Source organism: Dermatobacter hominis, assembly GCF_020715685.1.
In the GTDB taxonomy this organism is placed as follows: Bacteria; Actinomycetota; Acidimicrobiia; order Acidimicrobiales; family Microtrichaceae; genus Dermatobacter; species Dermatobacter hominis.
This window is the reverse complement of the sequence record NZ_CP085840.1, coordinates 1563649-1589492: the sequence shown is the minus strand read 5'-3', so window position 1 is coordinate 1589492 and position 25844 is coordinate 1563649. Positions and strand designations below refer to the sequence as shown.

The window sequence follows — 25844 nt, the reverse complement described above, 5'->3', positions numbered from 1 at the left end:
GACAGATGGTCGAATTCCCGTCTATCTGGTCCTAGTGCGGAACGTGCCGGTCACGGGCGCTTGAGCTGAGGCGAACACGCCCACGTGATCCTCTGCCCGCCGGCCGAGCGCCGGAGGCGAGCCGTCGGGCTCACTGGCCGCTTCACCTGGGCTCGGCCACCGAGCCCAGGCGAGATCGAAGGGCGGTCGTGCCGTGAATGTGAGATACCGGCGGAGATCGATGCGCTACGCTTCACCCGGGTTCCTTGAGAACCAGCCGGGTGGTGTACGGATGCACACTGCTCGTCCGAGGGCTACCACCCCTCGGCGCTGAGAGCAGAGGTCCAAGGTTCGAGTCCTTGGCCTAGGCACCTCCAGGGGGTCATGGCCAGCGGTCGTGGCCCCCTACTTGTTGTGTCACTGTGACAACTAGTGACTACAGGTGGCAACTGTAGCAGGGGCTGTTTACACCCTGCATGGCATTGCTAACCCTCGTCATCAGGTCACTACGTACACCACTCCGTACCCCTTGCGTAGGGACACCGACGCTTCCGGGCCTCATCGTGAGATCTGCGCCAGGCTTCACCGTGGGCGGGGAGGCGTGACCCGACGCTCCGGCAGCGGTCTAGGGTCGGGCCATGAGCGACAGCGGCGGCACTAGTACCGGTCGAATGGTCGAATTCCCCTCGAACGGCTCCAGCGCGCAGGGCTGGTTCGCCCCGTCGGCCACCGGCTCCGGCCCGGGCATCCTGGTCATCCAGGAGTGGTGGGGGCTCGTGCCCCACATCCAGGAGGTCGTCGACCGGTTCGCGTCCGAGGGCTTCACCGCCCTTGCCCCCGACCTGTACCACGGCGAGGCCACGACCGAGCCCGACGAGGCCGGGAAGCTCATGATGGCCCTCAACCTCGAGCAGGCGGCCAAGGACCTCCGCGGCGCGATCGCCTTCCTGAAGGGCAGCGAGGCCACGAGCAGCGAGGGCGTCGGCGTCGTCGGCTACTGCATGGGCGGCGGGCTGGCGCTCGTCGTCGCGTGCAACGAGCCGCAGGACGTCGTGGCCTGCGCCCCCTACTACGGGCTGATCCCGTGGGAGGGCGCCGCGCCCGACTACTCGAAGCTGTCCGGCCCGGTGCACGGCCACTACGCGGAGAACGACGACTTCTTCTCGCCGGCGCTCGCCAAGGCGCTCGAGACGGAGCTGCGGGAGACCCACGGCAAGGACGCCGTGCTCGAGGTGCACCCCGACGTCGACCACGCCTTCTTCAACGACCACCGGCCCGAGGTGCACTCGCCCGAGGAGGCCGACAAGGCGTTCGCCGAGACGGTCGCGTTCTTCCGCCGCACCGTCCGCTGACGGCGGCGCCCCGCCGAACGCCGCGCGTGCGCGTCCTCGTCATCACCAACGACCTGCCACCGCAGGTCGGTGGCATCCAGTACTACGTCGACCGGCTGGCCCGCGGGCTCGTGGCCGCGGGCGACGAGGTCACCCTCTACGGCTCGACGCCCCGGTCCGGCACGGCCGCCGAGGACTGGCGGGCCCACGACGAAGCCGCCCCGTTCGACGTCATCCGGGAGCCGACGTCGGTCCTGCTGCCGACGCCCCGCGTCCTGCGCCACGCCGAGTCGCTCGTGCGGAGCGTCGGCGCGGAGGTCGTCGTGTTCGGGGCGACGGTCCCGCTGGCGTTCATGGGCGGGGCGCTCCTGCGTCGCACCGGGGTGCCGAACGTGTGCTGGACCCACGGGCTCGAGGTGTCGGCGGTGCGGATGCCCGGCAGCGGGCCCGTGCTGCGCCGGATCGGTCGCAGCACGTCGGCCATCACCTACGTGTCGCACTGGTGCCGGGACCTCCTGTCGCCGGCGTTCGGCCCCGACGTCCCGTCCGAGCTGCTGCCGCCGGGGATCGACCCGGCGGAGTACCACCCCGGGGTCGACGGCTCGGCGGTGCGCGGGCGCCACGGCCTCGGCGACCGCCCGGTCGTGGTCTGCGTGTCGCGGCTCGTGGCGCGCAAGGGCCAGGACCAGCTGATCCGCGCGCTGCCCGAGCTCCGGCGCCGGGTGCCCGGCACCGCGCTGCTCGTCGTGGGCGGCGGGCCGCACCGGGAGGCGCTCGAGGCGCTGGCGCGCGAGCAGGGGGTCGCCGACCACGTCGTGTTCACCGGCATCGTGGACGAGGACGAGCTGCCGGCGCACTACGCGGCCGGCGACGTCTTCGCCATGCCGTGCCGGGAGCGTCGGGGCGGCTTCGAGGTCGAGGCGTTCGGCATCGTGTTCATCCAGGCCCAGGCCGTCGGGGTGCCGGTCGTGGCCGGGGACATCGGCGGCGTGCCCGACGCGGTGGGGGCCGACGACGCCGACGGCGGGGGGCTGCTCGTCGACGGGACCGACCTCGGGGCGGTGACCGACGCGGTGGCCCGCCTGCTCGAGGACCGCACGCTCGCCCGCCTGCTGGGCGAGCAGGGCGCCCGGCGCGTGGCCGCCGGCTTCACGTGGCCGGCTCGGACCGACCAGCTGCGGCAGCTCCTCGCCCGGTCGGTCGCCGGCACCCGCGCCTGACCGCCGCGGCGTCGTCCCGGACCCGTCGCTCCGCCGGTGCACAGGGGCACGATCGGCACCGTGCCCGACCGCGCGCCGGGAGGTCAGGCGAAGCGGCGGGTGAGCCAGTCGATCAGCAGGTCGTTGACGGTCTCGGGCTCCTCCTGCTGGACCCAGTGCCCGGCCCGGGGCACGGTCGCCATCTCGAGGTCGCCGCACATGTTCGGCATGTTGGCGGCGAGCGCCGGTGGCAGCGCCGGGTCCCACTCGGAGCAGATCATCAGCGTCGGCAGCTCGAGCGGGCGGGTGCCGACGTCGGGGTAGGCCGCGGCGTTGGCGTCGATGTTGCGGTACCAGTTGATGCCGCCGCGGAAGCCGGTCCGCCCGAACGCCTCGGCGTAGACGTCGATCTCGTCGTCGGTGGCGATCGGCTCGCCGAGGTCCGGCACCGAGTCGAGGTCCTTGAAGGGGTTGAAGCTCATCCCCTCGGCCCGCGCCGTGCCCATCTCGAGCAGGACCTCGGGGTCGATGCCGCCCACCATCAGCTTCTCGAAGACCTTGCGCGGATGCTGGTCCATCACGGCCTCGGCGACGCCGGGCTGCTGGAACCACAGCATGTACATGTCGTCGTCGTCCGGGAACATCGAACGGAGGAACGGCGTGCCCGGGAACGGCGTGTAGGGCGTGCAGATGCCGACGACGCCTGCGCAGCGCTCGGGGAACAGCACCGGCATGGCCCAGACGACGAACCCGCCCCAGTCGTGGCCGACGAACACGGCCTTGTCGATCTCGAGGGCGTCGAGCAGGTCGGCGAGGTCGCCGCAGAGCTGGCCGAGCCCGTAGGCCTCGATCGCCTCGGGCGCGCTCGAGCGGTTGTAGCCGCGCTGGTCGGGTGCGATCGCCCGGAACCCCGCGTCGGCCACCGCAGGCAGCTGGTAGCGCCAGGAGTACGCGAGCTCGGGGAACCCGTGGCTGAAGACGACCGGCGGGCGCCCGGCGCCGTCGCCGAGCTCGTGCACCGCGAGCTGGATCGGTTCGCCGCCGGGACCGTCGGGTGAGTGCTTCCCGGACAGCGTGTGGTGGACCGCAGGCGGAAAGGTCGTCATGCGCCGACGGTAGTTGGCTCGGTGGCACGCTGGACGGGTGGACGAGCCTCCGGTCCTCCCGCTCGACTCGCCCCGCGCCGCCGACGGCGCGACGGCCGGTGGCAAGGCGGCGGGGCTGGCGCGATCGCTCGCAGCCGGGCTCCCGGTCCCCGACGGCTTCGTCGTGCTCGCGTCGGCCGATCTCGACGACGCGGGCGCAGGGATCCCCGCGGTCCGGGACGCGTACCGGGCGATGGGGGAGCGCGTGCACGTGGCCGTCCGCTCGTCGGCCGTCGGCGAGGACGGCGCGGCGGACTCGTTCGCCGGGGCGCACGACACCGTGCTCGACGTCGTCGGCGCCGACGACGTGGTCGCCGCGGTCCGGGCCTGCCGGGCGTCGGCCGCGTCGGAGCGGGCGGTGGCCTACCGGGACGCGAAGGGCATCGTCGGGGAGCCGCGGGTGGCGGTCGTCGTGCAGCGGATGGTCGCGGCGACCTCCGCCGGCGTGCTGTTCACACAGGACCCGATGGGGTCGGGCGGCCCGGTGATCGAGGCGGTGGCCGGGCGCGGCGACGTGGTGGTCGGCGGCGAGGCGTCGCCCGATCCGGCGGCGCTGACGCCCGCCCGGCGGGAGGCGCTGCTGGCGCTCGGCCGCCGCGCCGAGGCCGTGTTCGGCGGGCCGCAGGACGTCGAGTGGGCGATCGACGACGACGGCACGCCGTGGCTCCTGCAGTCCCGGCCGATCACGGCCCTCGCCGAGGCCGCCGAGACCAGCGCCGAGTCCGGCGGCGCTCAGCTCGGGCCGCCCGGCGGGAGGCCGCCCGAGGTGCTCGTCCGGGGCCTCGGCGCGTCACCGGGCGTGGCGTCGGGGATCGTGCGCGTCCTGCGCGCCCCCGAGGACGCCGACCGGCTCGACGACGGCGAGGTGCTCGTGGCCCCGACGACCAGCCCGGCGTGGGTGCCGGCGATGGTGCGGGCCGCGGCGATCGTGACCGACGTGGGCGGCATCACCAGCCACGCCGCGATCGTGGCCCGGGAGCTCGGCGTGCCGTGCGTGGTCGGCACCGTCGACGGCACGCGACGGCTGCGCGACGGGGAGCCCGTCGCGGTCGACGGCTCGCGTGGCCTCGTCGTCCGGCCCGACGGGCCGCTGGCTGCCGACTAGTCCCAGAGCGACGACCAGGCGTCGCCGATCCAGCTGCCGATCTGCTCGCCGAACAGGAACGAGATCACGATCGCGCCGACGGTGACGATCCCGATGACCACCCAGGTGCGGGCCGGGATCGTGCCGTCCTCGGGCACGCCGGGGACCTTGCGCCGGATCGTCCGGATCGTGCGCTCGGCCCAGGCGAACGGCAGGAGCGACAGGCCGATGATGATCATGATCCAGCCCGGCCCCGGCAGCACCAGCAGCGACACGCCGATGCCGATCAGGACGAACCCGCCGACCATCCGGACGCCGCGCATGGCCAGGCTCCGGCGCACCTCCTCGATCGAGGTCTCGCGGTCGCCGGTCTCGCGCTCGGCCTCGTAGACGGCGGCCGTCAGCTCGTCGGCGATGTCGCCGAACCTCGACTCCCGGCGCTCGGGTCGGTCCGGTCGGGCGACGTCGTGCGGGGTCGGCTCGGGGGTCGACGGCTCGGCCATCGGCACAGTCTGGCGGTCGCACGACCGGGATCGGCATCGCCGGAGGGTCACACGTCACACCGGTGGTCCGGTCGGTCGGGCATGGAACGGCCCGATCCGGCGTTGCAGATCGACGTGAGCACCGCCACGGCAGTCCAGAAGGGGCAGTCCCCCCACACCCAGCCGATCGACCGCGCTGCGCGGTCCCGTCGGCGTTCCTCCGGCGCCGACGACCCGATCGGTCTCTACCTCGAGGAGATCGGCAAGCACCCGCTCCTGACCCCCCAGGGCGAGCAGGCGCTCGCCCGCACGATCGCAGACGGTCGCGCCGCCCAGGCCGAGCTCGACGAGCGCGGCGCCCCGGGCGCGGCCGAGCCGCTGACGGCCGCCGAGCGCCGCAAGCTCCGCACCCGGATCAAGGCGGGTCGTGACGCGACCGAGCTCTTCATCAACTCGAACCTCCGCCTCGTGGTCTCGGTCGCCAAGCGCTACCAGGCCTCCGGCGTCCCGCTGCTCGACCTGGTCCAGGAGGGCAACCTCGGCCTGATCCGAGCGGTCGAGAAGTTCGACGCCGAGAAGGGCTTCCGGTTCTCCACGTACGCCGTCTGGTGGATCCGCCAGTTCATCTCCCGGGGCATCGCCGCGAGCCGCTCCACCGTGAAGCTGCCGTCCCGCGCCAACGACGAGCTGCTGCGCATCCGCGAGATGACGACGATGCTCGAGCAGGCCAACGGCCGCCCGCCCCGCCCCGAGGAGCTGGCCGAGGCCGCCGGCCTCACCGAGGAGCGCGTGATCGAGCTGCTCCGCGTCGGCGCCGACCCGGTCTCGCTGTCGGGTCCCGTCGGCGAGGACGGCGCCGAGCTCGGCGACTTCGTCGAGGACCCGACCGCCCGCCAAGCGGTCGAGGGCATGGCCTCGCGGCTGCTGCCCTCGGAGCTCGACCACATCCTGTCGGTGCTCGACGAGCGCGAGCGGGAGATCCTCGAGCTGCGCTTCGGCTTCGGCGACGGCGAGCCGCAGTCGGTCGCCCAGGTGGCCGTGCTGGTCGGGCTCTCCCGGGAGCGCATCCGCCAGCTCGAGCACCGGGCCCTGGCCAAGCTCATGCACCCGTCCTGGCGGGCCATGCGCAGCCTCCTCGCGGAGGTCTGATCGGCCGTCCCGGCCGGGTCGGCTAGACACAGGCCCCATGACGACCCCTGCCACCCGCGCGACCCGTTGGGCGGTGTGCGCCGCGGTCACGGAGGAGATGCTGAACGACCTGGTCCTCTTCGCCGTCGGCGGAGGGGTCCCGCTCGACCCGGTGGAGACCGACGTGGCCCTGCCGGCGATGGGCGACGTGCGGCTGTCGGTCGCGCTGACCATCACCGGCGGCACCTTCGACCTCCGGGCCGACGACGGCGGGCGCGTGCGCGTCGTCGTCACCGCGGCAGGCGAGGTCGAGGCCAAGGCGGTCGACTACGAGGGCGACAGCGTGCCGGCCTCGCCCATGCTGCCGTCCGGACCGGTGCCGATCCCCGTGCGGGTCGAGGCGCTGGTCGACCCGGTGGTCGAGCTGCGGGACGACCTCACGATGCAGGTGGGGCTCGCCGTGGAGGGCGGCGAGCTGATCGGCGTCACCGTCGACGCCGACGCCCCGACGCCCGAGGGCGTCGACCCGACCACCTGGCTGCCGATGACGCAGATGGTCAACATGCTGTTCGTCTCGATGGGCGCGCAGCTGTGGGCCAGCCTGGGCCAACACGTCGGCGTCGTCGGCACCGAGGTCGGCGCGGACGTGGGCGCCGTGCTCAGCGACCTCGGCGTCGCCGTCGGCCGGGCCGACGTGCGGGTCGGTTCGGGGCTGCTCACGCTCGGCCTCCCGGCCGACACCGACGTCGTCGGGCGGGCCACGCCGGTGCCCGTCGCGGGCAAGCGGGTGGCGCTGTCGCTCGCCGAGTCCGGCGTGCACCGCCTGGCCGCGCTGCTCGTCCCGATGGCCCTCGGACCGCGGCCCATGCCGTTCGAGATCCAGGTCGACCTCGGCGACCAGAAGGTGCAGGGCACGCTCCGCCAGACCCGCATCCTCTCCGAGCGGGTGCCCGACCTCCGGCTGTCGCTGCGCACCGACCTCCGGCCCCGCCTCGTGGGCGGCCGGCTCGAGGTCTCGCTGCGGGCGGCGTGGGTCGAGCTGCCGTCGATCTTCGGCGGGTTCGGGCTCACCGGTGTCATCAACGACGTCAGCCGTCGCGTCGGCGAGCTGGCCTCGCTCGCCCCGCTCCGTCTCCGGTTCCCCGCCGTCATCCAGGTCCCGATCGGCACCAAGCAGCCCGACGGCACGCCCGACACGATCGGCATCCAGGTCGACGACCTCCGCGTCACCTCCGACGGCCTCGGCGTCGTCGCCGGGCTGGCCTGACGCCCGGATCGCCCGCCCGATCGCCGTGCCGCACTCGCACCTCCGCCCCGGGCTGGCCCGCGACGGGATCGTCAACCTGCGCGACCTCGGCGGCACGCCCGCGGCCGACGGCATGGTGGTGCAGCCGGGGCTGTTGATCCGCGCGGATGCCCTGCAGCGCTGCTCGGCCGACAACGTGCGGGCGCTGCACGCCCACGGCGTGCGCCGGGTCATCGACCTCCGCGACGACGCCGAGCGCGACGAGGACGGCGTGTTCACCGTCGTCGACGGGCTGCCGATCGAGGTGCACCACGTGCCCGTCGTCGACCCGGCCTACGTGTGGGAGGTCGAGGGCGTCGAGCTCGACCAGGTCCTGGCGCACCGCTACGAGGACATCCTCACGGCGTTCGGCGACCGCTTCCGCGCCGCGGTCGAGCTGGTCGCCACCTCCGACGGCGGCGTCGCCTACCACTGCGCCGTCGGGAAGGACCGCACGGGCCTGCTCACCCTCCTGCTGCTCGGCGCGCTCGGCTCGCCCCGGGACGTGATCGTCGACGACTACGTCCGCTCGGCCCGGGTCAACGTCCTGCAGGTCGCACGCCTGCGTGTCGTCGGCCACCGGTACGGCCGCGCGTCCGACGACGACGTGGCGGTCGGCGCCTGGTCGGCGCGCCCCGAGACCATGCACGCCACCCTCGACCTCCTCGAGCGCGAGCACGGCGGAGTGCTCGGCTACCTGCGCGACGCGGGCGTGGACGACGAGGTCGTGGCAACGTTGCGGGCACGGCTGCTCGGACCGCCGGGCGACGGGGCCGCCCCGGACCCCGCCTGAGCGACGACGACCGACACGACGGAAGGGAACCACCATGCTCGGCACCGGCGACATCGCCCCGGACTTCACGCTGCCCGACCAGACGGGGACGGAGCGCACGCTGTCGGACCTGCTGGCCGACGGCCCGGTCGTCCTGTTCTTCTACCCGAAGGCCATGACGACCGGCTGCACGAAGGAGTCGTGCCACTTCCGGGACCTCGCCTCGGAGTTCGCGGCCGTCGGGGCGCAGCGCATCGGCATCTCGGCGGACAAGGTGGACAAGCAGGCGGAGTTCGACCAGAAGCACTCGCTCGGGTACCCGCTGCTCTCGGACACGTCGAAGGCGGTCGCCGACCAGTTCGGCGTGAAGCGGTCGCTGCTGCCGATGAACAAGCGGGCCACGTTCGTGATCGACACCGACCGCCGGATCCTCGCTGCGATCTCGTCCGAGACGAACATGGACGTCCACGCCGACGACGCGCTGCGCGTGCTCCGCGAACGCGTGGGCTGACGTGCCCGCCGGCAGCGTCCTGCGACCGGAGTGGTGGCGGGATCCGGAGCTGACGTCGTGGAACCGCCTCGGCAGCCGCGCGCCGCTGGTGCCGTACCCCGACGTCGAGGCGGCCCGCTCCCACGACCCCGCTGCGAGCCCGTGGTGGCGGTCGCTCGACGGCGAGTGGGGCTTCACCGGCTTCGACCGTCCCGAGGACGTCACGCCCGCATCGCTGCTCGGGCCCGACCCCGACGCCGCGCCCGGTGCGCCGACGACGATGGTCGTGCCCGGGGCATGGACGCTCCAGGGCTTCTCCTCGCCGCACTACACGAACGTGGTCATGCCGTTCGCGGGCGATCCGCCCGACGTACCCGACCGCAACCCCACGGGCGTCTACGTCCGGACCGTGTCCGTGCCCCGGGAGTGGCGCGGCCGCCGGACCGTGCTGCGGGTCGGTGCGGCGGAGTCGGTCGTCGTCGCCTTCGTCGACGGCGTGGCCGTCGGCCTCGGGACCGACAGCCGCCTGGCGAGCGAGTTCGACCTGACCGACCACGTCCGCCCCGGCCGCCGCTGCACGATCGCTCTCGTCGTCGTCCGGTGGTCGGCGCAGACCTGGGTCGAGGACCAGGACCAGTGGTGGCACGGCGGCATCCAGCGCAGCGTCACGCTCCACTCGACCGCACCCGACCACCTCGCCCGGGTGGAGCTGGTGCCCGGCCTCGAGCCGGGACCGACGGCGAGCGCCGTCGGCACGCTCGACGTGCGGATCGACGTCGACGGCCCGTGCACGAGGGCGGTCGACGCGGGCCCGGCCACCGTCGAGGTGCACGTCGAGACCGAGCGCGGCCGGCGCCTCGCCACGACCGGCCCGCTCGACGTCCCGGCGTGGAACGGCGCGTCCGAGGTGACGCAGCTCGTGTCGGCCATGTTCGTCCGGCCCGGCCACGTGACCGCCCGCCTCGAGGTGCCGGGCATCGAGCCGTGGTCGGCGGAGTCGCCGACCCGGTACCGGGCCGTCGTCACGCTGCGCGGTCCGGGACCCGACGGTCGTGCGCACGAGACGGTCGAGGTGGCGGCGCTGCGGACCGGCTTCCGCCGCGTCGAGGTCAGGGACCGCCAGCTGCTCGTCAACGGCGAGCCCGTGCTGCTCCACGGAGTCAACCACCACGAGCACGACCCCGAGCGGGGCCGGGCGGTCAGCCGCGAGCTCACCCGGACCGACCTGTGCCTGATGAAGGCGCACAACCTCAACGCCGTGCGCGCCGCCCACTACCCGCACGACGAGCACTTCGCCGAGCTGTGCGACGAGCTGGGCCTCTACGTGGTCGACGAGGCCGACGTCGAGTCGCACGGCCGGCAGGACTCGCTCTGCCACGACCCGCGCTACGCGCGGACCATCGTCGAGCGCGTCGAGCGCATGGCCCGGCGCGACGTCCACCACCCGAGCGTGATCATCTGGTCGCTCGGCAACGAGTCGGGCGACGGCCCGCCCCACGACGAGGCCGCGGCGTTCCTGCGGCGCTTCGACCCGAGCCGGCCGGTGCAGTACGAGGGCCCGCTCATGCACGACCTGCGGGCTGCGGCGCCGGTGACCGACGTGATCTGCCCGATGTACTCGTCGATCGACGAGATCGTCGACCGGGCCGGCTGGTCGGGCGACGACCGCCGCCCGCTGATCCTGTGCGAGTACTCGCACGCGATGGGCACCTCGAACGGCTCGCTCGCCGACTACTGGGCGGCGTTCCGCTCCACGCCCGGGTTGCAGGGCGGGTTCATCTGGGAGTGGCTCGACCACGGCATCCCGCTGCCGGGCCGCTCCGAGCGACGGGAGGTGGGCGACGCCCTCGTCGCGGGCCCTGTGTGGGGGTACGGCGGCGACTTCGGCGACGCGCCGAACGACGGCAACTTCATCTGCGACGGCCTGGTGTCGGCCGACCGGGTGCCGCACCCGGCGATGGCCGAGGTGGCCCACGTCGGCCGGCCGGTGCACGTCGAGCCGGCCGATGCCGCCGCGGGCCGGTTCCGTGCGACGAACCACCGTCACTTCACCGACACGTCGGACCTCCGCTGCTCGTGGGAGCTCCTCGTCGACGGCGCCGTCGCCGACCGGGGACGGCTCGAGGTCGAGCCCATCGGACCCGGTCGGTCGAGGGCGCTGCGCGTGCCGTTCGACCGGCGCCCGCTGCGCGGCGCGACCGAGGCCTTCCTGACCGTGCGCTGGCACCAGCGCCGGGCCACGCCGTGGGCGGGGGCGGGCCACGTCGTGGCCGCAGAGCAGCTCGCGGTGCCGGTGCAGGGGACCGCGGCCCCGCGATCCGAGCGTCGTCGCCTGGCGGCCGGCACCGCCGTGCGGCCCGAGCCGCCGGCCGAGCTGGCGTGGACGCCGACCCTGACGCGGGCGCTCACCGACAACGACGCGATCCAGACCAGCTGGATGCGCCCGTACTCCGAGCGGCTGCAGCGCTGGTCCGAGCTCGGCCTGCTCGACGCCACGTGGGAGCCGGGTCCCGACCGCCGGCGCACGCGCTCGGGCTCCGAGGTCGTCACGTCGACCGGCGTGCTGCGCCTGCGCGGGAGCAGCGACGGCGAGCCCGTCGAGCGCGAGGTCGAGGTCCACCGACGCGAGCTCGTCGGGCCGGCCGACGGCTGGGGCCACCTCGCGGTGACGTTGACGCTGCCGGCCGAGCTGGTGGACGTGCCCCGGATCGGGATCACGACCGTGCTGCCCGGCTCGTTCGACGACCTCGAGTGGTACGGCGACGGGCCGCACGAGAGCTACCCGGACCGCCGGGCGTCGGTGACGGTCGGCCGGTGGCGCTCGACGGTCGCCGAGCAGTACGTGCCACTCGCGTTCCCGCAGGAGCACGGCCACCACACCGGGCTGCGGTGGCTCGCCCTGCGCGAGGCGCGCACCGGCGGCGACGGTCGCGGCGAGTCTGCGACCGGTGCGCTGACCGGCCTCCTCGTCGTCGCCGACGGCGAGCTCGGCTTCTCGGCCCGGCGGCACTCCGACGCCGACCTGGCCGCGGCCACGCACTCCGACGAGCTGCCCCACGACGGCGCGCTGACGCACCTGGCGATCGACGCCGGCCAGCGCGGCCTCGGGACCGGGTCCTGCGGCCCGGACGCCCTCGAGCGGTACCGGCTCGGGGCCGGCCGGCACCGGATCGGCGTGTGGCTGCGCTGGTTCGACGCTCGGCGCGAGGACCCCGCCGCGCTCGCCCGCCTCGTCCTGGGCTGACCGGCCACCGGTGACGCGCCATCCGACGGATGGCTACGCTCGCCGGCGAGAGAGAGGGAGGGTTGCCATGCGCGCGATCCATGTCGTCCTTTGTGCTGCCGTCGCGGCGTTCCTAGTGGCGGGGTGCTCGCCACCGCCGTCGGGCAAGGACTGTTCGGTCCGAGGGCCGTACGTCGACCTGAGCGGCTGCGACCTGTCGGGTGCCGACCTGTCGTGGCTCGATCTGACCGGAGCGGACCTGACCGGGGCGACGCTCTCCGGGGCGAAGTTGTCGGGCACCAAGCTCCCCGGCGCCGTCCTGGACGGCGTCGTCGGCCACGGCGCCACGCTCGCCGACACCCGCCCGGACCTGGAGTTCCACGAGATGGCCTCGACCGACCTCACCGGCGCGTCGCTCGTCGGTGCCGACCTGTCGGGCTCGTCGCTCGACAAGGCGCAGCTCACCTCGGCCGACGCCCGGGGCGCGTCGTTCCACGACTCGTTCCTGGCCCGTGCGCGCTTCGACAGCGCGGACCTGACCGAGGCCGACCTGTCCGAGACGTACCTCTGGGACACGAGCTTCCGGTACGCGGACCTCACCGACGCGACGTTCCTGGGCATCACCGACATCACACAGGACCTGGACTTCTACGGGGCCACGTGGCGGCGCACCACCTGTCCGGACGGGTCGGTGCGCAACCGACCCTGCACGTTCCCGTCGTTCTGACCCCACACCTCCGCTCTGTCACGCACAGCGCAGCCGAACGGGTGCCTGCTGCGTGACAGAGCGGAACAAGGTCAGCCCATCCGGGCGGCGGCCTCGGCGAGCTCGTCTCGGACGTCGGGGTGGGCGATCGCGACGAGGGCCTGCGCCCGCTCGCGGACGGTCCGCCCCGACAGCTCGGCCGCGCCGTGCTCGGTGATGACGACGTCGACCTGGTGGCGCGGCGTCGTCACCAGCATGTCGGGGCCCACGTCGGTGACGATGCGCGACCGGAGCGTCCCGTCGATCATCGTGCTCGAGTGCAGGCAGAGGAGCGAGCGGTCGTCGGTCTGCAGGCCGGCGCCGGCCAGGAAGTCCTCGTGGCCCCCGGTCCCCGAGTGCTGGGTCCCGCGGATCGTGTCGGCCGCGACCTGACCCCACAGGTCGACCGCGGTGGCCCCGTTGATCGACACGAAGTCCCGGTTGTGGGCGATCAGCAGCGAGTCGTTCACGACGTCGACCGGCAGGAAGCGGACGTCGCGGTTGCCGTCGAGCCACGAGTACAGCTCGGCGGTGCCGGCGGCGAACGTGGTGATCGAGACGCCGTCGAACTCGCCCTTGTTGGTGTTCGTGACCTTGCCGGCCTGGTGCAGCCGCATCAGCCCCGTGGTGAACATCTCGGAGTGCACGCCGTACCCGCCGCCCGGGCCGTCGGCGAGCGACGTGGCGATCAGCGACGGCACGGCACCGATGCCGGTCTGCAGGGTGGCGCCATCGGGGATGAAGCGGGTGGCGGTCTCGGCGATGGCGGCGTCGACCTCGGTCGCCGGGGCGTCCGCGAGGTCGACCGGCGCGGCGTCGGTCTCGATCAGCACGTCGATCTCGTCGAGGTGCAGCCGGTGCATGTGCGTCGGCTCGATCCCGAACGTGCGCGGGTAGTGCGGCGAGTGCTCGACGATCAGCAACCGGTCCGGGTCCTCGCCCGCGGCGTGGAGCGCGTCGACGGTGGCGCCGGCGTGCACCGACAGGCTGAGGTAGCCGTCGGCGTCGGGCGGGGCGGCGGCGGTGGCCATGATCCGGGGGTTCAGCCGCTCGATGATGGGCGCGAAGCGCCGGAAGTCGGCCGGCACGTACTCGATCGCCGCCCCGCCGTCGCGGAGGAGCCGTTCGGCCGGTCCGAAGAACCCGCTCCGGTAGTGCACGCCCGGCTTGGTGAAGACCGTGTAGAGGTCGGTCAGGAGCGCCCCGAACATCTCGAGGCCGGTCCAGTCGTCGCGGTCGCCCAGCGCGTGCAGGAACGACACCGGATGCGCCGGACCCAGGCCGACGGCGAGGGTGTCCCACTGGGTGGACCATCGCGGCGGCCTCGGCTGGCGACTCCACCCGGTGCACGGGCATGGTGGGCTCCTCTCGACCGGGGGACAGGCGCATGAACTCTGCCACGACCAGCGCCGAGCCGATGAGCGCTCGGACGATGAACATCGCCACCGCGTGGGAGGCGATCGCAGACGCGATCCCCGGGGCGGACGCGCTCATCCACGGCGACGTCGTGCGCAGCTGGGCCGACTTCGACGCCCTCGCCTCGCGGGTCGCCGGGCACCTCACCGCCGCCGGCCTCGGTCCCGACTCGAAGGTCGCCTTCTACCTCTACAACTGCACGGAGTACCTCGAGGCGACGTTCGGCGCCTTCAAGGCCCGGTGCGTGCCGGTCAACGTGAACTACCGCTACCTCGAGGCGGAGCTGCACTACCTGCTCGAGAACTCCGACGCCGAGGCCGTCATCGTGTCGGCCGAGCTGGCCGACCGGCTCGGCTCGGTGCTGGGCGACCTGCCCCTCGTGCGGACCGTGCTCGTCGTCGGGGCCACCGACGAGCACCCCGTGCCCGACTGGGACCTGCCCGGCGGCGTGCTCACGTACGACGACGCCGTGGGCGCGGCCACGCCGATGCCGCGCTCCGACCGCTCGCCCGAGGACCTCTGGTTCCTCTACACGGGCGGAACCACGGGCATGCCGAAGGGCGTCATGTGGCCGCACCGCAGCCTGATGGGCACGACGGCGCCGACCTTCCGGGTCATCAAGTCCGACGTGCCGACCTCGCCCGAGGGCTTCGCCGAGGCGGCCCGGACCTTCCACGACTCGGGCCGCGCCATCCGCCTGCTCGCCGCGGCGCCGCTCATGCACGGCACGTCGGGCATCGCGGCGAACGGCGTCCTGATGGCCGGCGGCTGCGTCACCACGCTGACCGGGCGCTCGCTCGACGGCCACGAGCTGTGCCGCACCGTCCAGGACCGGCGGATCACCCAGCTCACGATCGTCGGCGACGCCTTCGCCAAGCCGATGCTGGGGGCGCTCGAGGAGGCCGCCGAGGCGGGGGAGCCGTACGACATCTCGTCGGTGCGGATGATCCTCAGCTCGGGCGTGATCTGGTCCCAGCCGGTGAAGGACGAGCTGCTGCGCTGGACCGACGCCATCCTCGCCGACCTCCTGGGCTCTTCCGAGGGCACGGGGTTCGGCACCTCGGTGACCAAGAAGGGCACGTCCGCGGGGACGGCGGCGTTCCGCCTCGGCGAGCACGCCCGGGTGTTCACCGAGGACGGCGTCGAGGTGGCGCCCGGCTCGGGGACCGTGGGTGTCCTCGCCGTCGGCGGGCCGATCCCGATCGGCTACTACAAGGACACCGAGAAGACCGCCGGGACGTTCCGCGAGTTCGGTGGGCGGATCTGGTCCGTGCCGGGCGACTTCGCCACGGTGGAGGAGGACGGCACGATCAAGCTGCTCGGCCGGGGCTCGGTGTGCATCAACACGGCGGGCGAGAAGGTGTACCCCGAGGAGGTCGAGGAGGCGCTGAAGCTCCACCCGGCCGTGCACGACGCCAACGTCGTCGGCCTGCCCGACGAGCGGTGGGGCCAGTCGGTGACCGGCGTGGTCGCGCTCGAGGGCGACGTCGAGGGCAGCGACGACCTGCTTGCCGACGTCATCGCCTCCACCAAGCAGCACCTCGCCGGCTACAAGTGCCCCAAGCGCCTCGTGGTCGTCGAGCGCATCCAGCGGGGCCCCAACGGCAAGGCCGACTACCGGTGGGCCACCCGCCAGGCCGAGCTCGCGACCTGACGCGGCGCCGTCAGTCGCCCTGCTCCTGGCGGCGCCATCAGTCGCCCTGCTCCTCGAGCTGGCGCAGGTCGATCCGCCGGACCTTGAACGTCTGGTCGACGAGGGGCCGGTAGCTGAACTCGTCGAGGTACAGCGCCTGCTTGCTCTCCCGGTCGACCGTGATGATCACGGCGCTCATCGGGTTCTCCTGCTCCTTGTCGAGGACCCGAAGCCCGGCGCCGCCGGTGGAGCCGTTGACGACGAGCACCCACGGGCTGCCGTCCGGGTTGGTGCCGGCCGAGACCTGGAGCTTGTGGGTGTGGCCGGCGAGGCGGAGCGGTGGCTTCGGCTCGATGGCGTCGGTCATCGCCGGGTCGTGGGTCATGACGACGTCGGGCACCTGCGGCTGGGCCGCGTAGAGCGGCTCCATGACCTCGGCGGACCAGCGCTGCTTGAACTTCGTCTGGCCCTCCTTCACGACCGCCTTGTCGAGCTTGGGGGAGAACGTTGGGTCGCCGACGCCGAAGAACACGAGGTCGTCGACGGTGGTCTCGGTGCCGTCGAGCACCACGGCGCCCTCCGCGGCGTTGGCCGCCTGGGTCGCCTGGGTGTCGTGGTTGCCGCGGACCCACAGGTAGGGGACGTCGATCCCGACCGGGCCGCCGAGGATCTCGGACTCGACCTCGCTGCCCCAGTCGGCGTCGTCGCCCGTGTTCGCCACCACGTCCACGTCGAATGTGCGGGCGAGCTGCCCGGCGAACGACAGCGCCGCCGAGTTCAGGTGCAGGTCGCTGATGTGGAGGATGCGGACCACGTCGGGGTGGTCGGGATCCGCGGTGCCGAAGAGGCCGGCGTACAGGTCGGTCGTGGCCCCGGTGCTGCTGGCCACGTTGTCGGCGAAGCGGTCGCGGTCGTCGAAGAACCGGGTGGCGTTCGTCGCGCCGTCGGGGATCAGCGCCAGGGCGCCGGTCGTGCGCATGTCGGCGAGCTCGTTCGTGTTCAGCGTCACCAACCCGATCCAGAAGCAGGCGCTGAGCGCGAGGAACGGCACGCCGGCGCCGGCCAGGCCGTGCCGCCAGCTGCGCCGGCCGATGCCCGCGACCAGCCCGGCGCCGAGCGCCGCGACCCCGACGTAGGTGAGCGCGGCGCCGGCGAGGGTGCGGGGCAGGGTCCCGCCGATGTCGAACTCGGGCGACCGCCCCTGCGTGATCAGGTCGCTGACGGCGGCCGGGTCGAGGTCCGCGACCTCGGCCTGCAGCCGCACCGGCGCGTACGACGGGGCGATCTCGACCTGGCCGAGCGGCGACACGTCGAGCGCGACGGGGCCGCCGACCGCGGGCGCCATGGTCAGGCCGGTGGTGACCGGGCCGACCGCGACGCGCACGGGTCCGAGCAGCCACAGGGCGAGCGTGGCGCCGACGATGGCGAGCAGCGTGGTGAGGGCGGCCGACCGGATCTTCGACCGGGGGATGAGCGGCCCGTCGGGGGCGTCGTCGGCCCCGACCGGCGCCGCCGCCGTCGCGTCGCCCGTCATCGCAGCACCCTCGTCATCGAGATGTCACCGTCGGCCACCGTGACCAGCTGGGCCTGCAGGACCTCGGGGGCGTTGCGCCCGAAGCTCAGCACCACGCCCTCGAGCCGGCCCTCCACGGCGGTCCCGGTGGTGACGCGCACCGCGCCCGAGTCGTCGGTCAGCCGTGCGCCGGTGGCGGACGGCTCGTCGCCGGTGCTGATCGCCGCCACGCGGACGTCCGCGGGCACGGCGCCGCCGCCGGCCTCGACGGCGAGGACCGAGTCCTTCACCGCGTCTGCCGCCGGGCCGGTCGGCATCGAGCCGTCGGCGCCGAGCACGACCACCGGGAACCGGTCGAGGAACCGGATGCCGGCCGGGTCGTCGGGCAGCACGAACAGCGAGGCGACGTCGGTCGGCAGCTCGGGGAACGCCGGGCGGCCGTCCGCCGCGTCGGCGTCGTCGGACACGATCCACAGCACGCCCTCGGCGCCCTGGCTCGATGCCAGCACCGCGACCTGGCGGCGGACCTCGTCGTCGGCCGGGTCCCCGGTCACGGCGATCACCCGGTCCGACGTGCGGGCGATCCTGTCGGCGGCGGCCGAGCGGACGTAGCCGGTGTAGAGGCCCTCGATGTTGCGGAACGTCTTGCTGATGTACTCCTCGACGCCCTCGGCATCCTTCAGCAGCCCGGGGCTCGCCTGCGGGAGGAGGCCCAGCGCCCCGTTGACCTGTGCGTCGTCGACCGTGTCGGGGAGCGTCACGAACGCGGCGACGGTGAGGGCGCCGACCGCCACCAGCCCGACCGCCGCGCCGACGGCGACCTCGCGGCGGGAGCGGTACACCAGCAGCGCGGCCAGCGCGCCGCCGACCAGCCCGCCGAGCACGGTCCGCATCGCCAGCGGCACCGCGGCATCGGAGATGCGCGACGCCGCCTCGTCCGCGACGCGCTCGGCCTCTGCCTGGGAGATCGGCCCCTGGCCCTTCGCGACGTCGCGGCCGGCCTTCACGAGCAGCGCGTCGTCGAGCGCCACGAGCCGCGCCTGCAGGTGCAACGGCGACGCGCTGGGCAGGTCGATCGTGCCGAGCGGGGCCAGGCTCATCGTGAAGCCGCCGCCGATCGCGGGCCGGCTCGTCAGCTCGACCTCGCCCACCGCCGTGTCGACCGAGGTCTGACCCAGCAGCGTGGCGCCGATGCCGGCGCCGACCAGCGCGACGAGCGCCACGCCCACCCAGCGCAGCCAGCTCGCGGTGCGGCGCCCGGATCCGGGGTCCGCCGGGTCGGCCCCGGCCGCAGCGCCCTCGTCGTCCCCCGCGGCGGGTGCCGGAGGGTCAGTCGAGGAGGACACCCCGGGTCCCGACCCAACCGAGCATGGCGTCCTCCAGCTCGGCGACGCGCTTGGGGAGCGCCTCGAACGTCACGGGCTCGGAGAGGTGCAGGCCCTGGGCCAGGTCGCAGCCCATGTCGGTCAGCAGCACGAGCGAGTCGGCGTCGGCCACGCCGTCGGCGGTCACCGGGACGTCCATGGAGTGCGCCACGCCGATGGCCCACTCGACCGCCTCGGCGTCGGCCGGCACCGATGCGATCGCGGTCGTGTAGCCGCGGTCGATCTTGAGGCCGGTCACGGGCAGGGACTGCATGGTGTCGATCGACATGAAGCCGGTGCCGAAGTCGTCGACGACGACCCCGAGCCCGAGTTCGCGCAGGTGGCGGACGACGTGCAGCGCCCGGGCCGGGTCCTCCGTGAGCTCGGCCTCGGCGAGCTCGACCTCGACCGACGCCGGCGGCAGCTCGCCGGAGGACACGAGCAGGTCGACGAAGGTGAGCAGGTCGTCGTTGCGCAGGTTGCGCATCGACAGGTTGGTGCTGACGACCATCGCGTCGCGGTCCCGGCCGAGCCGCTCCGCGGCGCGGGCCGACTCGCCCAGGATCCAGCGGGTCAGCGGCTCGATCAGCCCCGAGCGCTCGGCCATCTCGAGCAGCTCGACCGACAGCTGGGCACCGTTGCCGACCCGCTGCCAGCGGAGGAGCGCCTCGACCTTGGTGACCCGCCCGGTGCGGAGGTCGACGACGGGCTGGTAGCGCAGCTCGAGCTCCTGGTTGGCGAGCCCCCGACGGAGCTCGGTCAGCAGGCCGACGCGGCGCATCGTCGTCCGCTCCTCGGCGGGGTCGAACACCGCCACCGGGTCGGCCGCCGCCCGGGCCTGCCGCAGCGCACCGTCGGCGGAGCGCAGCAGCGTGCCGGGGTCGAGGCCGTGCTCCGGCGCCACGGAGGCGCCGATCGTGCAGCGGACGTGGCGCAGGTCGCCGTCGACGTCGAGCGGGCGCTCCAGCACCTCCTCGACCAGGCGGGCCCGGTCGAGGGCGGCGTCGCGATCGCCGTGCGGCACCGTGACGACGGCGAACTCGTCGCCGCCCACCCGGGCGACCACGTCGACGCCGACGATGTCCTCGCGCAGTCGGCGGCCCAGCTCGGTGAGCAGCCGGTCGCCGACGTGGTGGCCGAGCTGGCGGTTGATGTCGTCGAGGCCGTCCACGTCGACGAGCACCACGGCGACGTGCTCGCCCGGTCCCAACCCCGCGGCCACGAGCGACAGCCGCTCGTCGAGCGCGGCCCGGTTGGGCAGGCCGGTGAGGTGGTCGTGGCTGGCCTGGTGGCGCAGCCGCTCCTCGACGTCGACCGCCCGGGTCACGTCGTCGATGGTGACGCCGAGCGAGCCGTCCCGCAGGCGGTCGATCCGCAGGTCGACGAACGTGCCCGGCACCTCGGCGAACGTGAGGCGCTCGGCGGTGAGCGACTCGCCCGTGTGGGCGACGTCGTAGAGCGCGGACTGCAGGAGCCGGGCGCTCGGGCCGTCGAACACCGCGTCCAGGCGGCCGCCGTCGAGCACCGCCGCGTCGAGCTCGAAGAGGCTCCGGGCGCTGTCGTTGGCGGCGCGGAACACGACCGACGACGGGTCGTCGCGGTCGAGGAGCTCGAACAGGAGGTGGCCGTGGTGGGAGACGTCGGCGATCTCGGCCAGCCGGCGGGCCCGGCGCAGGCGTGCCTCGCCCGGGGTGGCGTCGATCAGCGTGCCGCGGACGGGCTCGTCGGGCGCCGTCCGCACCATGCGCACGAGCATCGGCCGGTAGGTCCCGGCCGCGGTGAGGAAGCGCACGACCGGTTCGGCATCGTCGTCGCCGTCGGACGCGCCCGGCGCCGGGATCGGCGGTGGCGGGGCCCCGCCCGGTTCGGCCCGGAGGTCGATCGTGGGCTCGGGGAGGCCCGACGGGTCCGCGATCGGCGTGACCGAGCGGAACAGGGCCAGGTCGTCGGCGTGGACGAGGTTGCGCAGGGTGCCCGGCTCCCGGAACGCCGCAGCGTCCCAGCCCAGCGTGGCGACCATCGAGGCCGAGACGAAGTGGCCGTCGACCCCCGGTCCGACCTGCTGGAACAGCACGACGCCGGCGTCCACCAGCGCCCGGTCGTAGCCGTCCCTGACGACCGTCGTCGCCTCCTCGATGCGCCGCCTGCGGCCGAACATGGGACGGGATGCTACCGGAGGCCCCGCCCGCCGCAGGGGTACCTCCTCGGGCACCCGCGCGGCCCGCTCTACGATCTCGCGGTGGCCGAACCCAGCTTCTGCGTCGACGCCGGTTGGGCCTGCGACCCCGTCTACGACGCCACCGGCAACGAGACGCTCTCCACGGCCGTGGGCTGGCTCTCCGAGAAGCCGCTGCAGATCGCCGGCATCCTCGCCCTCGCCTACCTGGCCAACCGCATCATCCGCTCGCTGATCCAGCGCACCGGCCGCAGGATGGCCGACAACGCCGACCGCCTGGGCGGCTACGTGCCCGACGGGCTCCGGACCCGCGAGGTCGACGGCCGTGCCGTCGCCCGCGCCGCCACGATGTCGACGATCGCCCGGTCGATGGCGACCGCCGTCGTGTCGGTGGTGGCCGCGGCGTGGATCCTCGCGGTGCTGGGGGTCAGCCTCGCCGCCATCCTCGCCTCGGCCGGCGTGCTCGGCGTCGCCCTCGGGTTCGGTGCGCAGAACGTCGTGCGCGACGTGCTCGCCGGCTGGTTCATCCTCGTGGAGGACCGCTACGGCGTCGGCGACGTCATCGACGCCGGCCCGCCCGCGGTCGGCACCGTCGAGCGCGTCACGCTGCGCTCGACCCGCCTGCGCGACATCAACGGGACCGTGTGGCACGTGGCCAACGGCGAGATCCTGCGGGTCGGCAACAAGAGCCAGAGCTGGTCGCGGGCGGTCGTCGACGTGGTGGTGGCGCCCGACGCCGACCTCGAGCGCGCCCGCCGGATCCTGGGCGACGTCGGCGAGGAGCTGCAGGCCGACCCCGACTGGACCACGCTCGTCACGTCGGAGCCGAACGTGCTCGGCGTGCAGCGCATCGACCCGACGGGCGTGACGCTGCGCGTGGTCATCGACACGGCGCCGGGGGAGCAGTTCCCGGTCGAGCGGGAGTACAGGCTCCGGGTGCTGCGCGCCTTCGACGCCGGCCACGTGCCGCTGGCCGCGCCCTACGCCGGCGGGGTGCCCGGGGCCGGCCCGGGTGCGCCGGCCCGGCCGGGCGCGGCGGGCGGCGCGCCGTCGGTCGGCAGCGGCGACCCCGGCGGCGATCCGCCCCCGGGCTGACGCCGTGCGAGCGCCAGGCACCCCCGCCCACGGGGCGCCTGGGCCGGGGGTCCACCTGTCGGGGGGTCCCGGTGGGTACGTTCTCGGGCGGACGGAGCTCCTCCTGCGCGTCGCGCGCGGGTCGGGTCAGCTCGTGGACCCCTTCCACCGACCGGTGGGCGGGGAGCTGACCAACCTGCTCGGGAGGAGCTCATGAAGAAGATGGCGCAACCGGTGGCCGCCCTCGCCCTCGGCTTCCTCGTGCTGGCCATCTGGCGCAGCCCGGCGACGGCCGCGGCCGACATCAGCCACGTGCTCGGCAACGTCGGCACCTTCCTGCAGGAGGTGCTGCAGAAGCTGTCGGAGTTCATCGGCAGCTTCGGGGGGTCCTGACCCGTGTCCGGCCCCACGCCGAGGCGGTGGAACCCCGAGGAGATCGTCAAGGACTACGTGCTGCGCGACGAGGTCGTGAAGCTCAACGTGTCCCGCTCGTTCAAGTCGTGGCTCGCCGACCAGACGATCTGGCTCCTGATCGCCGTCACCGTGTTCCTGGTGTTCGCCACCGTCGGCAGCGACGTCTCGATCGGCCTCGGCCTGCTCGTGCTCGTCGGCGCGGGCGGGTTCCTGACCTGGGACTGGCTGCGCAAGCGGTTCACCCGGTACGTGATCACCGACATGCGGGTGCTGCGCATCACCGGCGTGCTCAACCGCCAGATGGAGTTCATCCCCTGGGGCAAGATCACCGACGTCAGCCGGAGCGAGTCGTTCATGCAGTGGATCCTCGGCACGGCGACGATCCGCATCGAGTCCGCCAACGAGCACTCCGCGTTCCGGGCGATGACCGACGTGCAGGACCCCGCGGTCTTCTACCGGGTGCTCGTCCAGATGGTCGACCTCAAGCAGGGTCGCGTGGAGCACCACCACCACGTCCGCTGACCGGCGCCGCGCCCGGCCCGCCCCGGCCGCGCCCACCCTCGCAACCGCCCGCTCTGTTCCACCTTTTCGACGTTCCGACGTCGAAAAGGTGGAACAGAGCAGGCGGAGCGGTGGCGCTCGCCGTGGCGCTCAGGCGCCGGGGTCGGCGAGGGTGACCTCGACGCCGAGCTGGTCGCCCTCGACCAGCTGCAGGTCCGCGACCTTGCCCGCCTCGGCGACGTCGGCGGCGACGCTGCGCAGGAGCGCAAGGCGCTCCGGTGCGTCGGTGACGACGGCCTTCTCGATCGGCGTGCGCATGGAGACCTTGGCCGCCGACTTGGCGCCCCGGAGCTCCGACAGGACGGCGGCGGCGACGGCCAGGGCGGCCGGGTCGCCGTCGGCGGCGGCGTCGCGCAGCGGCGCGGCGGTCGGCCACTCGGCCCGGTGGACCGAGCCCTCCATCCACCAGGACCACGCCTCCTCGCACGTGTAGACGAGGACCGGCGCCAGCAGGCGGTGCAGGGTCGACAGCGCGTGCGCGAGGGCCGCCCGGGCCGACGCGGTCCCGGCAGGGACCTCGTCGGCGGCGGCGTCGTCTCCGTCCGGGCCGTAGGCACGGCCCTTGACCAGCTCGAGGTAGTCGTCGCAGAAGCGCCAGAAGAACGTCTCGGTCCGCTCGAGCGCCCGCGCGTAGTCGTAGGCCTCGAGGGCGGTCGTGGCCTCGTCGACGAGGGCCGCGAGCTCGGCGAGCATCGCCCGGTCGAGCGCCTCGGTGACCTCGGTGCCGGGCTCGATCGCCCCGACCGACCCGTCCGATCCGAAGGACAGGGCGAACCGGGAGGCGTTGAGGAGCTTGATTGCGAGCCGGCGGCCGACCTTCATCTGCGCCTCGTCGAAGGCGGTGTCGGTCCCGGGCCGGGCGCTCGCCGCCCAGTAGCGAACGCCGTCGGAGCCGTACTGCTGCAGCAGGCCGAGCGGCGTGACGACGTTGCCCTTCGACTTCGACATCTTCTTGCGGTCGGGGTCGAGGATCCACCCGGACAGGGCGACGTTGCGCCACGGGACCGTGCCGAACTCGACGTCGCTGCGCAGGACGGTCGAGAAGAGCCAGGTGCGGATGATGTCGTGGGCCTGCGGACGGAGGTCCATCGGGAACGTCCGGCCGAAGAGGTCGGGGTCGTCGACCCAGCGGCAGCCGACCTGGGGCGTGAGCGACGACGTGGCCCACGTGTCCATGATGTCGGGGTCGCCCGCGAAGCCGCCGGGGACGCCGCGCTGGTCCTCGGCGTAGCCGGGCGGGCTGTCGACCATCGGGTCGATCGGCAGCGACGACTCGTCGGGGATGAGGGGTCGGTCGTGGTCCGGGTTCCCCTCCTCGTCGAGCGGGTACCAGACGGGGAAGGGGACGCCGAAGAACCGCTGGCGCGAGATCAGCCAGTCGCCGGCCAGGCCGGCGACCCAGTTGTCGTAGCGGTGCCGCATGTAGTCGGGGACCCAGTTGAGCTCGGCGCCCCGGGCGATCAGCTCGTTGCGGCGCGCCTCGGACCGGCCGCCGTTGCGGATGTACCACTGGCGCGACGTGACGATCTCGAGCGGCTTGTCGCCCTTCTCGTAGAACTTGACCGGGTGCTGGATCGGCCGGATGTCGCCGATGAGCTCGCCGGACTCGGTGAGCAGCTGGACCATCTGCTCGCGGGCGCCGCCGGCGGCCTTGCGGGCGATCCGGCCGTAGCGCTCCCGGGCCTCGTCGGTGGGCAGCCACTCGGGCGGCTCCTCCTGGAAGCGGCCGTCGCGGCCGATGACGGCGCGGGTGGGCAGGTCGAGCTCGCGCCACCAGGTGACGTCGGTGACGTCGCCGAACGTGCAGATCATCGCGACCCCGGTGCCCTTGTCGGGCTCGGCGAGGGGGTGGGCGACGATCGGGACCTCGACGCCGAAGACCGGGGTCGTGACCGTCGAGCCGAACAGCGGCTGGAAGCGCTCGTCGTCGGGGTGCGCGACCAGAGCGACGCAGCTGACGACCAGCTCGGGCCGGGTGGTGTCGATGATGACGTCGGCCGAGCCGTCGGGGCCGCTGGGGGTCGTGCCGTCGGGACCGGCGCTCAGGTGGAACGCGAGCTGGTGGTAGGCGCCGGGGCGCTCCCGGTCCTCGAGCTCGGCCTGGGCGACCGCCGTCTGGAACGTGACGTCCCACAGCGACGGCGCCTCCTGCGAGTACGCGTCGCCCCGGGCGAGGTCCTTCAGGAACGCGAGCTGCGAGGTGCGCCGGCTCGACTCGTCGATCGTGGCGTAGGTGTAGGACCAGTCGACCGACAGGCCGAGCGTCCGGAAGAGCGCCTCGAACGCCTCCTCGTCGACGACGAGGAGCCGCTCGCACAGCTCGATGAAGTCGGGGCGGCTGACCCGCGTGAAGTCCTGGCGCTTGGTGGGCGGCGGATCGGCGAGCTCGGGCATCCCGGGCGGGACCGACGTGTCGCAGACGACGCCGAAGTAGTTCTCGACCCGGCGCTCGGTCGGCAGCCCGTTGTCGTCCCAGCCCATCGGGTAGAAGACGGCCTTGCCCCGCATGCGCTGGTAGCGGGCGACGACGTCGGTGTGCGTGTAGCTGAAGACGTGGCCGACGTGCAGCGAGCCCGAGACCGTCGGGGGCGGCGTGTCGATCGAGAAGACCTCGTCCCGCGTGGCCGTGCGGTCGAACTCGTAGGTCCCGTCGGCCTCCCAGCGCTCGCCCCACCGCTCCTCCAGGCCGTCGACCGACGGCTTGTCGGGGACGTTGCGAGCGGACTTCGGCGTGGGCGGCTGGGCGCGCTCGCCGCTCGCGGCCGGGGACGGAGGGGCGTCGGACGGGGTCGAGGGGGGAGAGGCGGGCATACGGCGGTTCACCGTACCG

General features: G+C 73.7%; 19 protein-coding genes and 1 pseudogene. 13 read left to right on the top strand and 7 right to left on the bottom strand.

Annotated elements, in window-relative coordinates; translation table 11 throughout:
* The first annotated feature begins 650 nt into the window (after positions 1 to 650).
* Positions 651 to 1331 (top strand): dienelactone hydrolase family protein, encoded by a 681-nt coding sequence (locus LH044_RS07365; RefSeq protein WP_227759153.1) that lies wholly within the window; start codon positions 651 to 653, stop codon positions 1329 to 1331.
* Between the two features lie 26 nt (positions 1332 to 1357).
* On the top strand, positions 1358 to 2530 hold the full coding sequence (locus tag LH044_RS07360) for a glycosyltransferase family 4 protein (protein WP_227759152.1): 1173 nt from the start codon (positions 1358 to 1360) through the stop codon (positions 2528 to 2530).
* A gap of 83 nt (positions 2531 to 2613) precedes the next feature.
* Here the strand turns inward: LH044_RS07360 and LH044_RS07355 are convergent, their stop codons facing one another.
* Positions 2614 to 3615: an alpha/beta fold hydrolase gene (locus tag LH044_RS07355; protein ID WP_227759151.1), complete on the bottom strand. Its 1002-nt coding sequence runs from the start codon at positions 3613 to 3615 to the stop codon at positions 2614 to 2616.
* 37 nt (positions 3616 to 3652) lie between these two features.
* On the opposite strand from LH044_RS07355, the gene LH044_RS07350 reads away from it, so the two are divergent.
* A complete protein-coding gene (locus LH044_RS07350) occupies positions 3653 to 4759 on the top strand; it encodes a PEP/pyruvate-binding domain-containing protein (RefSeq protein WP_227759150.1) in 1107 nt (368 codons plus the stop codon).
* Here the strand turns inward: LH044_RS07350 and LH044_RS07345 are convergent.
* Positions 4756 to 5241 carry a PGPGW domain-containing protein gene (locus LH044_RS07345; protein WP_227759149.1) on the bottom strand — a complete coding sequence of 162 codons (486 nt, stop codon included), beginning with the start codon at positions 5239 to 5241 and terminating at the stop codon, positions 4756 to 4758. The two genes, LH044_RS07350 and LH044_RS07345, sit on opposite strands and share 4 nt — an antisense overlap.
* 81 nt (positions 5242 to 5322) lie before the next feature.
* Between LH044_RS07345 and LH044_RS07340 the strand changes: the two genes are divergently transcribed.
* The 6 genes from LH044_RS07340 (at position 5323) to LH044_RS07315 (ending at position 12845) form a co-directional block, all read left to right on the top strand.
* Positions 5323 to 6369 (top strand): sigma-70 family RNA polymerase sigma factor, encoded by a 1047-nt coding sequence (locus tag LH044_RS07340; protein WP_227759148.1) that lies wholly within the window; start codon positions 5323 to 5325, stop codon positions 6367 to 6369.
* A 37-nt stretch (positions 6370 to 6406) separates the two neighbouring features.
* Positions 6407 to 7615 carry a hypothetical protein gene (locus LH044_RS07335; protein ID WP_227759147.1) on the top strand — a complete coding sequence of 403 codons (1209 nt, stop codon included), beginning with the start codon at positions 6407 to 6409 and terminating at the stop codon, positions 7613 to 7615.
* Between the two features lie 25 nt (positions 7616 to 7640).
* Positions 7641 to 8426, top strand: a complete 786-nt coding sequence (locus LH044_RS07330; protein ID WP_227759146.1) for a tyrosine-protein phosphatase — start codon at positions 7641 to 7643, stop codon at positions 8424 to 8426.
* 34 nt (positions 8427 to 8460) lie between these two features.
* The gene (locus tag LH044_RS07325; RefSeq protein WP_227759145.1) at positions 8461 to 8916 is read left to right on the top strand and encodes a peroxiredoxin; all 456 of its coding nucleotides are present in this window, start codon (positions 8461 to 8463) and stop codon (positions 8914 to 8916) included.
* Between the two features lies 1 nt (position 8917).
* Positions 8918 to 12139 carry a glycoside hydrolase family 2 TIM barrel-domain containing protein gene (locus tag LH044_RS07320; RefSeq protein ID WP_227759144.1) on the top strand — a complete coding sequence of 1074 codons (3222 nt, stop codon included), beginning with the start codon at positions 8918 to 8920 and terminating at the stop codon, positions 12137 to 12139.
* A 67-nt stretch (positions 12140 to 12206) separates the two neighbouring features.
* Positions 12207 to 12845, top strand: a complete 639-nt coding sequence (locus LH044_RS07315) for a pentapeptide repeat-containing protein (protein WP_227759143.1) — start codon at positions 12207 to 12209, stop codon at positions 12843 to 12845.
* A 71-nt stretch (positions 12846 to 12916) separates the two neighbouring features.
* Here the strand turns inward: LH044_RS07315 and LH044_RS07310 are convergent.
* Positions 12917 to 14219: pseudogene (locus tag LH044_RS07310) on the bottom strand (acetyl-CoA hydrolase/transferase family protein).
* Positions 14220 to 14280: 61 nt separating this feature from the next.
* Here LH044_RS07310 and LH044_RS07305 point away from each other — a divergent pair.
* On the top strand, positions 14281 to 15933 hold the full coding sequence (locus LH044_RS07305) for an AMP-binding protein (protein ID WP_227759141.1): 1653 nt from the start codon (positions 14281 to 14283) through the stop codon (positions 15931 to 15933).
* A gap of 37 nt (positions 15934 to 15970) precedes the next feature.
* Here LH044_RS07305 and LH044_RS07300 read toward each other — a convergent pair whose 3' ends face one another.
* Genes LH044_RS07300 through LH044_RS07290 form a run of 3 tightly spaced genes read right to left on the bottom strand, consistent with a single transcriptional unit; the run spans position 15971 to position 20947 of the window.
* The gene (locus LH044_RS07300; protein WP_227759140.1) at positions 15971 to 17446 is read right to left on the bottom strand and encodes a metallophosphoesterase family protein; all 1476 of its coding nucleotides are present in this window, start codon (positions 17444 to 17446) and stop codon (positions 15971 to 15973) included.
* The gene (locus LH044_RS07295; protein WP_227759139.1) at positions 17443 to 18771 is read right to left on the bottom strand and encodes a hypothetical protein; all 1329 of its coding nucleotides are present in this window, start codon (positions 18769 to 18771) and stop codon (positions 17443 to 17445) included. Before LH044_RS07295 ends, LH044_RS07300 begins: the two co-directional genes overlap by 4 nt.
* Positions 18755 to 20947 carry a putative bifunctional diguanylate cyclase/phosphodiesterase gene (locus tag LH044_RS07290; RefSeq protein ID WP_227759138.1) on the bottom strand — a complete coding sequence of 731 codons (2193 nt, stop codon included), beginning with the start codon at positions 20945 to 20947 and terminating at the stop codon, positions 18755 to 18757. Before LH044_RS07290 ends, LH044_RS07295 begins: the two co-directional genes overlap by 17 nt.
* A gap of 81 nt (positions 20948 to 21028) precedes the next feature.
* Here LH044_RS07290 and LH044_RS07285 point away from each other — a divergent pair, with 81 nt between their 5' ends.
* The 3 genes from LH044_RS07285 (at position 21029) to LH044_RS07275 (ending at position 22975) form a co-directional block, all read left to right on the top strand.
* Positions 21029 to 22060 carry a mechanosensitive ion channel family protein gene (locus LH044_RS07285; protein ID WP_227759137.1) on the top strand — a complete coding sequence of 344 codons (1032 nt, stop codon included), beginning with the start codon at positions 21029 to 21031 and terminating at the stop codon, positions 22058 to 22060.
* A 192-nt stretch (positions 22061 to 22252) separates the two neighbouring features.
* Positions 22253 to 22432 carry a hypothetical protein gene (locus LH044_RS07280; RefSeq protein ID WP_227759136.1) on the top strand — a complete coding sequence of 60 codons (180 nt, stop codon included), beginning with the start codon at positions 22253 to 22255 and terminating at the stop codon, positions 22430 to 22432.
* A 3-nt stretch (positions 22433 to 22435) separates the two neighbouring features.
* The gene (locus LH044_RS07275; RefSeq protein WP_227759135.1) at positions 22436 to 22975 is read left to right on the top strand and encodes a PH domain-containing protein; all 540 of its coding nucleotides are present in this window, start codon (positions 22436 to 22438) and stop codon (positions 22973 to 22975) included.
* Positions 22976 to 23104: 129 nt separating this feature from the next.
* Here LH044_RS07275 and valS read toward each other — a convergent pair whose 3' ends face one another.
* Positions 23105 to 25825 (bottom strand): valine--tRNA ligase, encoded by a 2721-nt coding sequence (valS, locus tag LH044_RS07270; RefSeq protein WP_227759134.1) that lies wholly within the window; start codon positions 25823 to 25825, stop codon positions 23105 to 23107.
* Positions 25826 to 25844 lie beyond the last annotated feature (19 nt).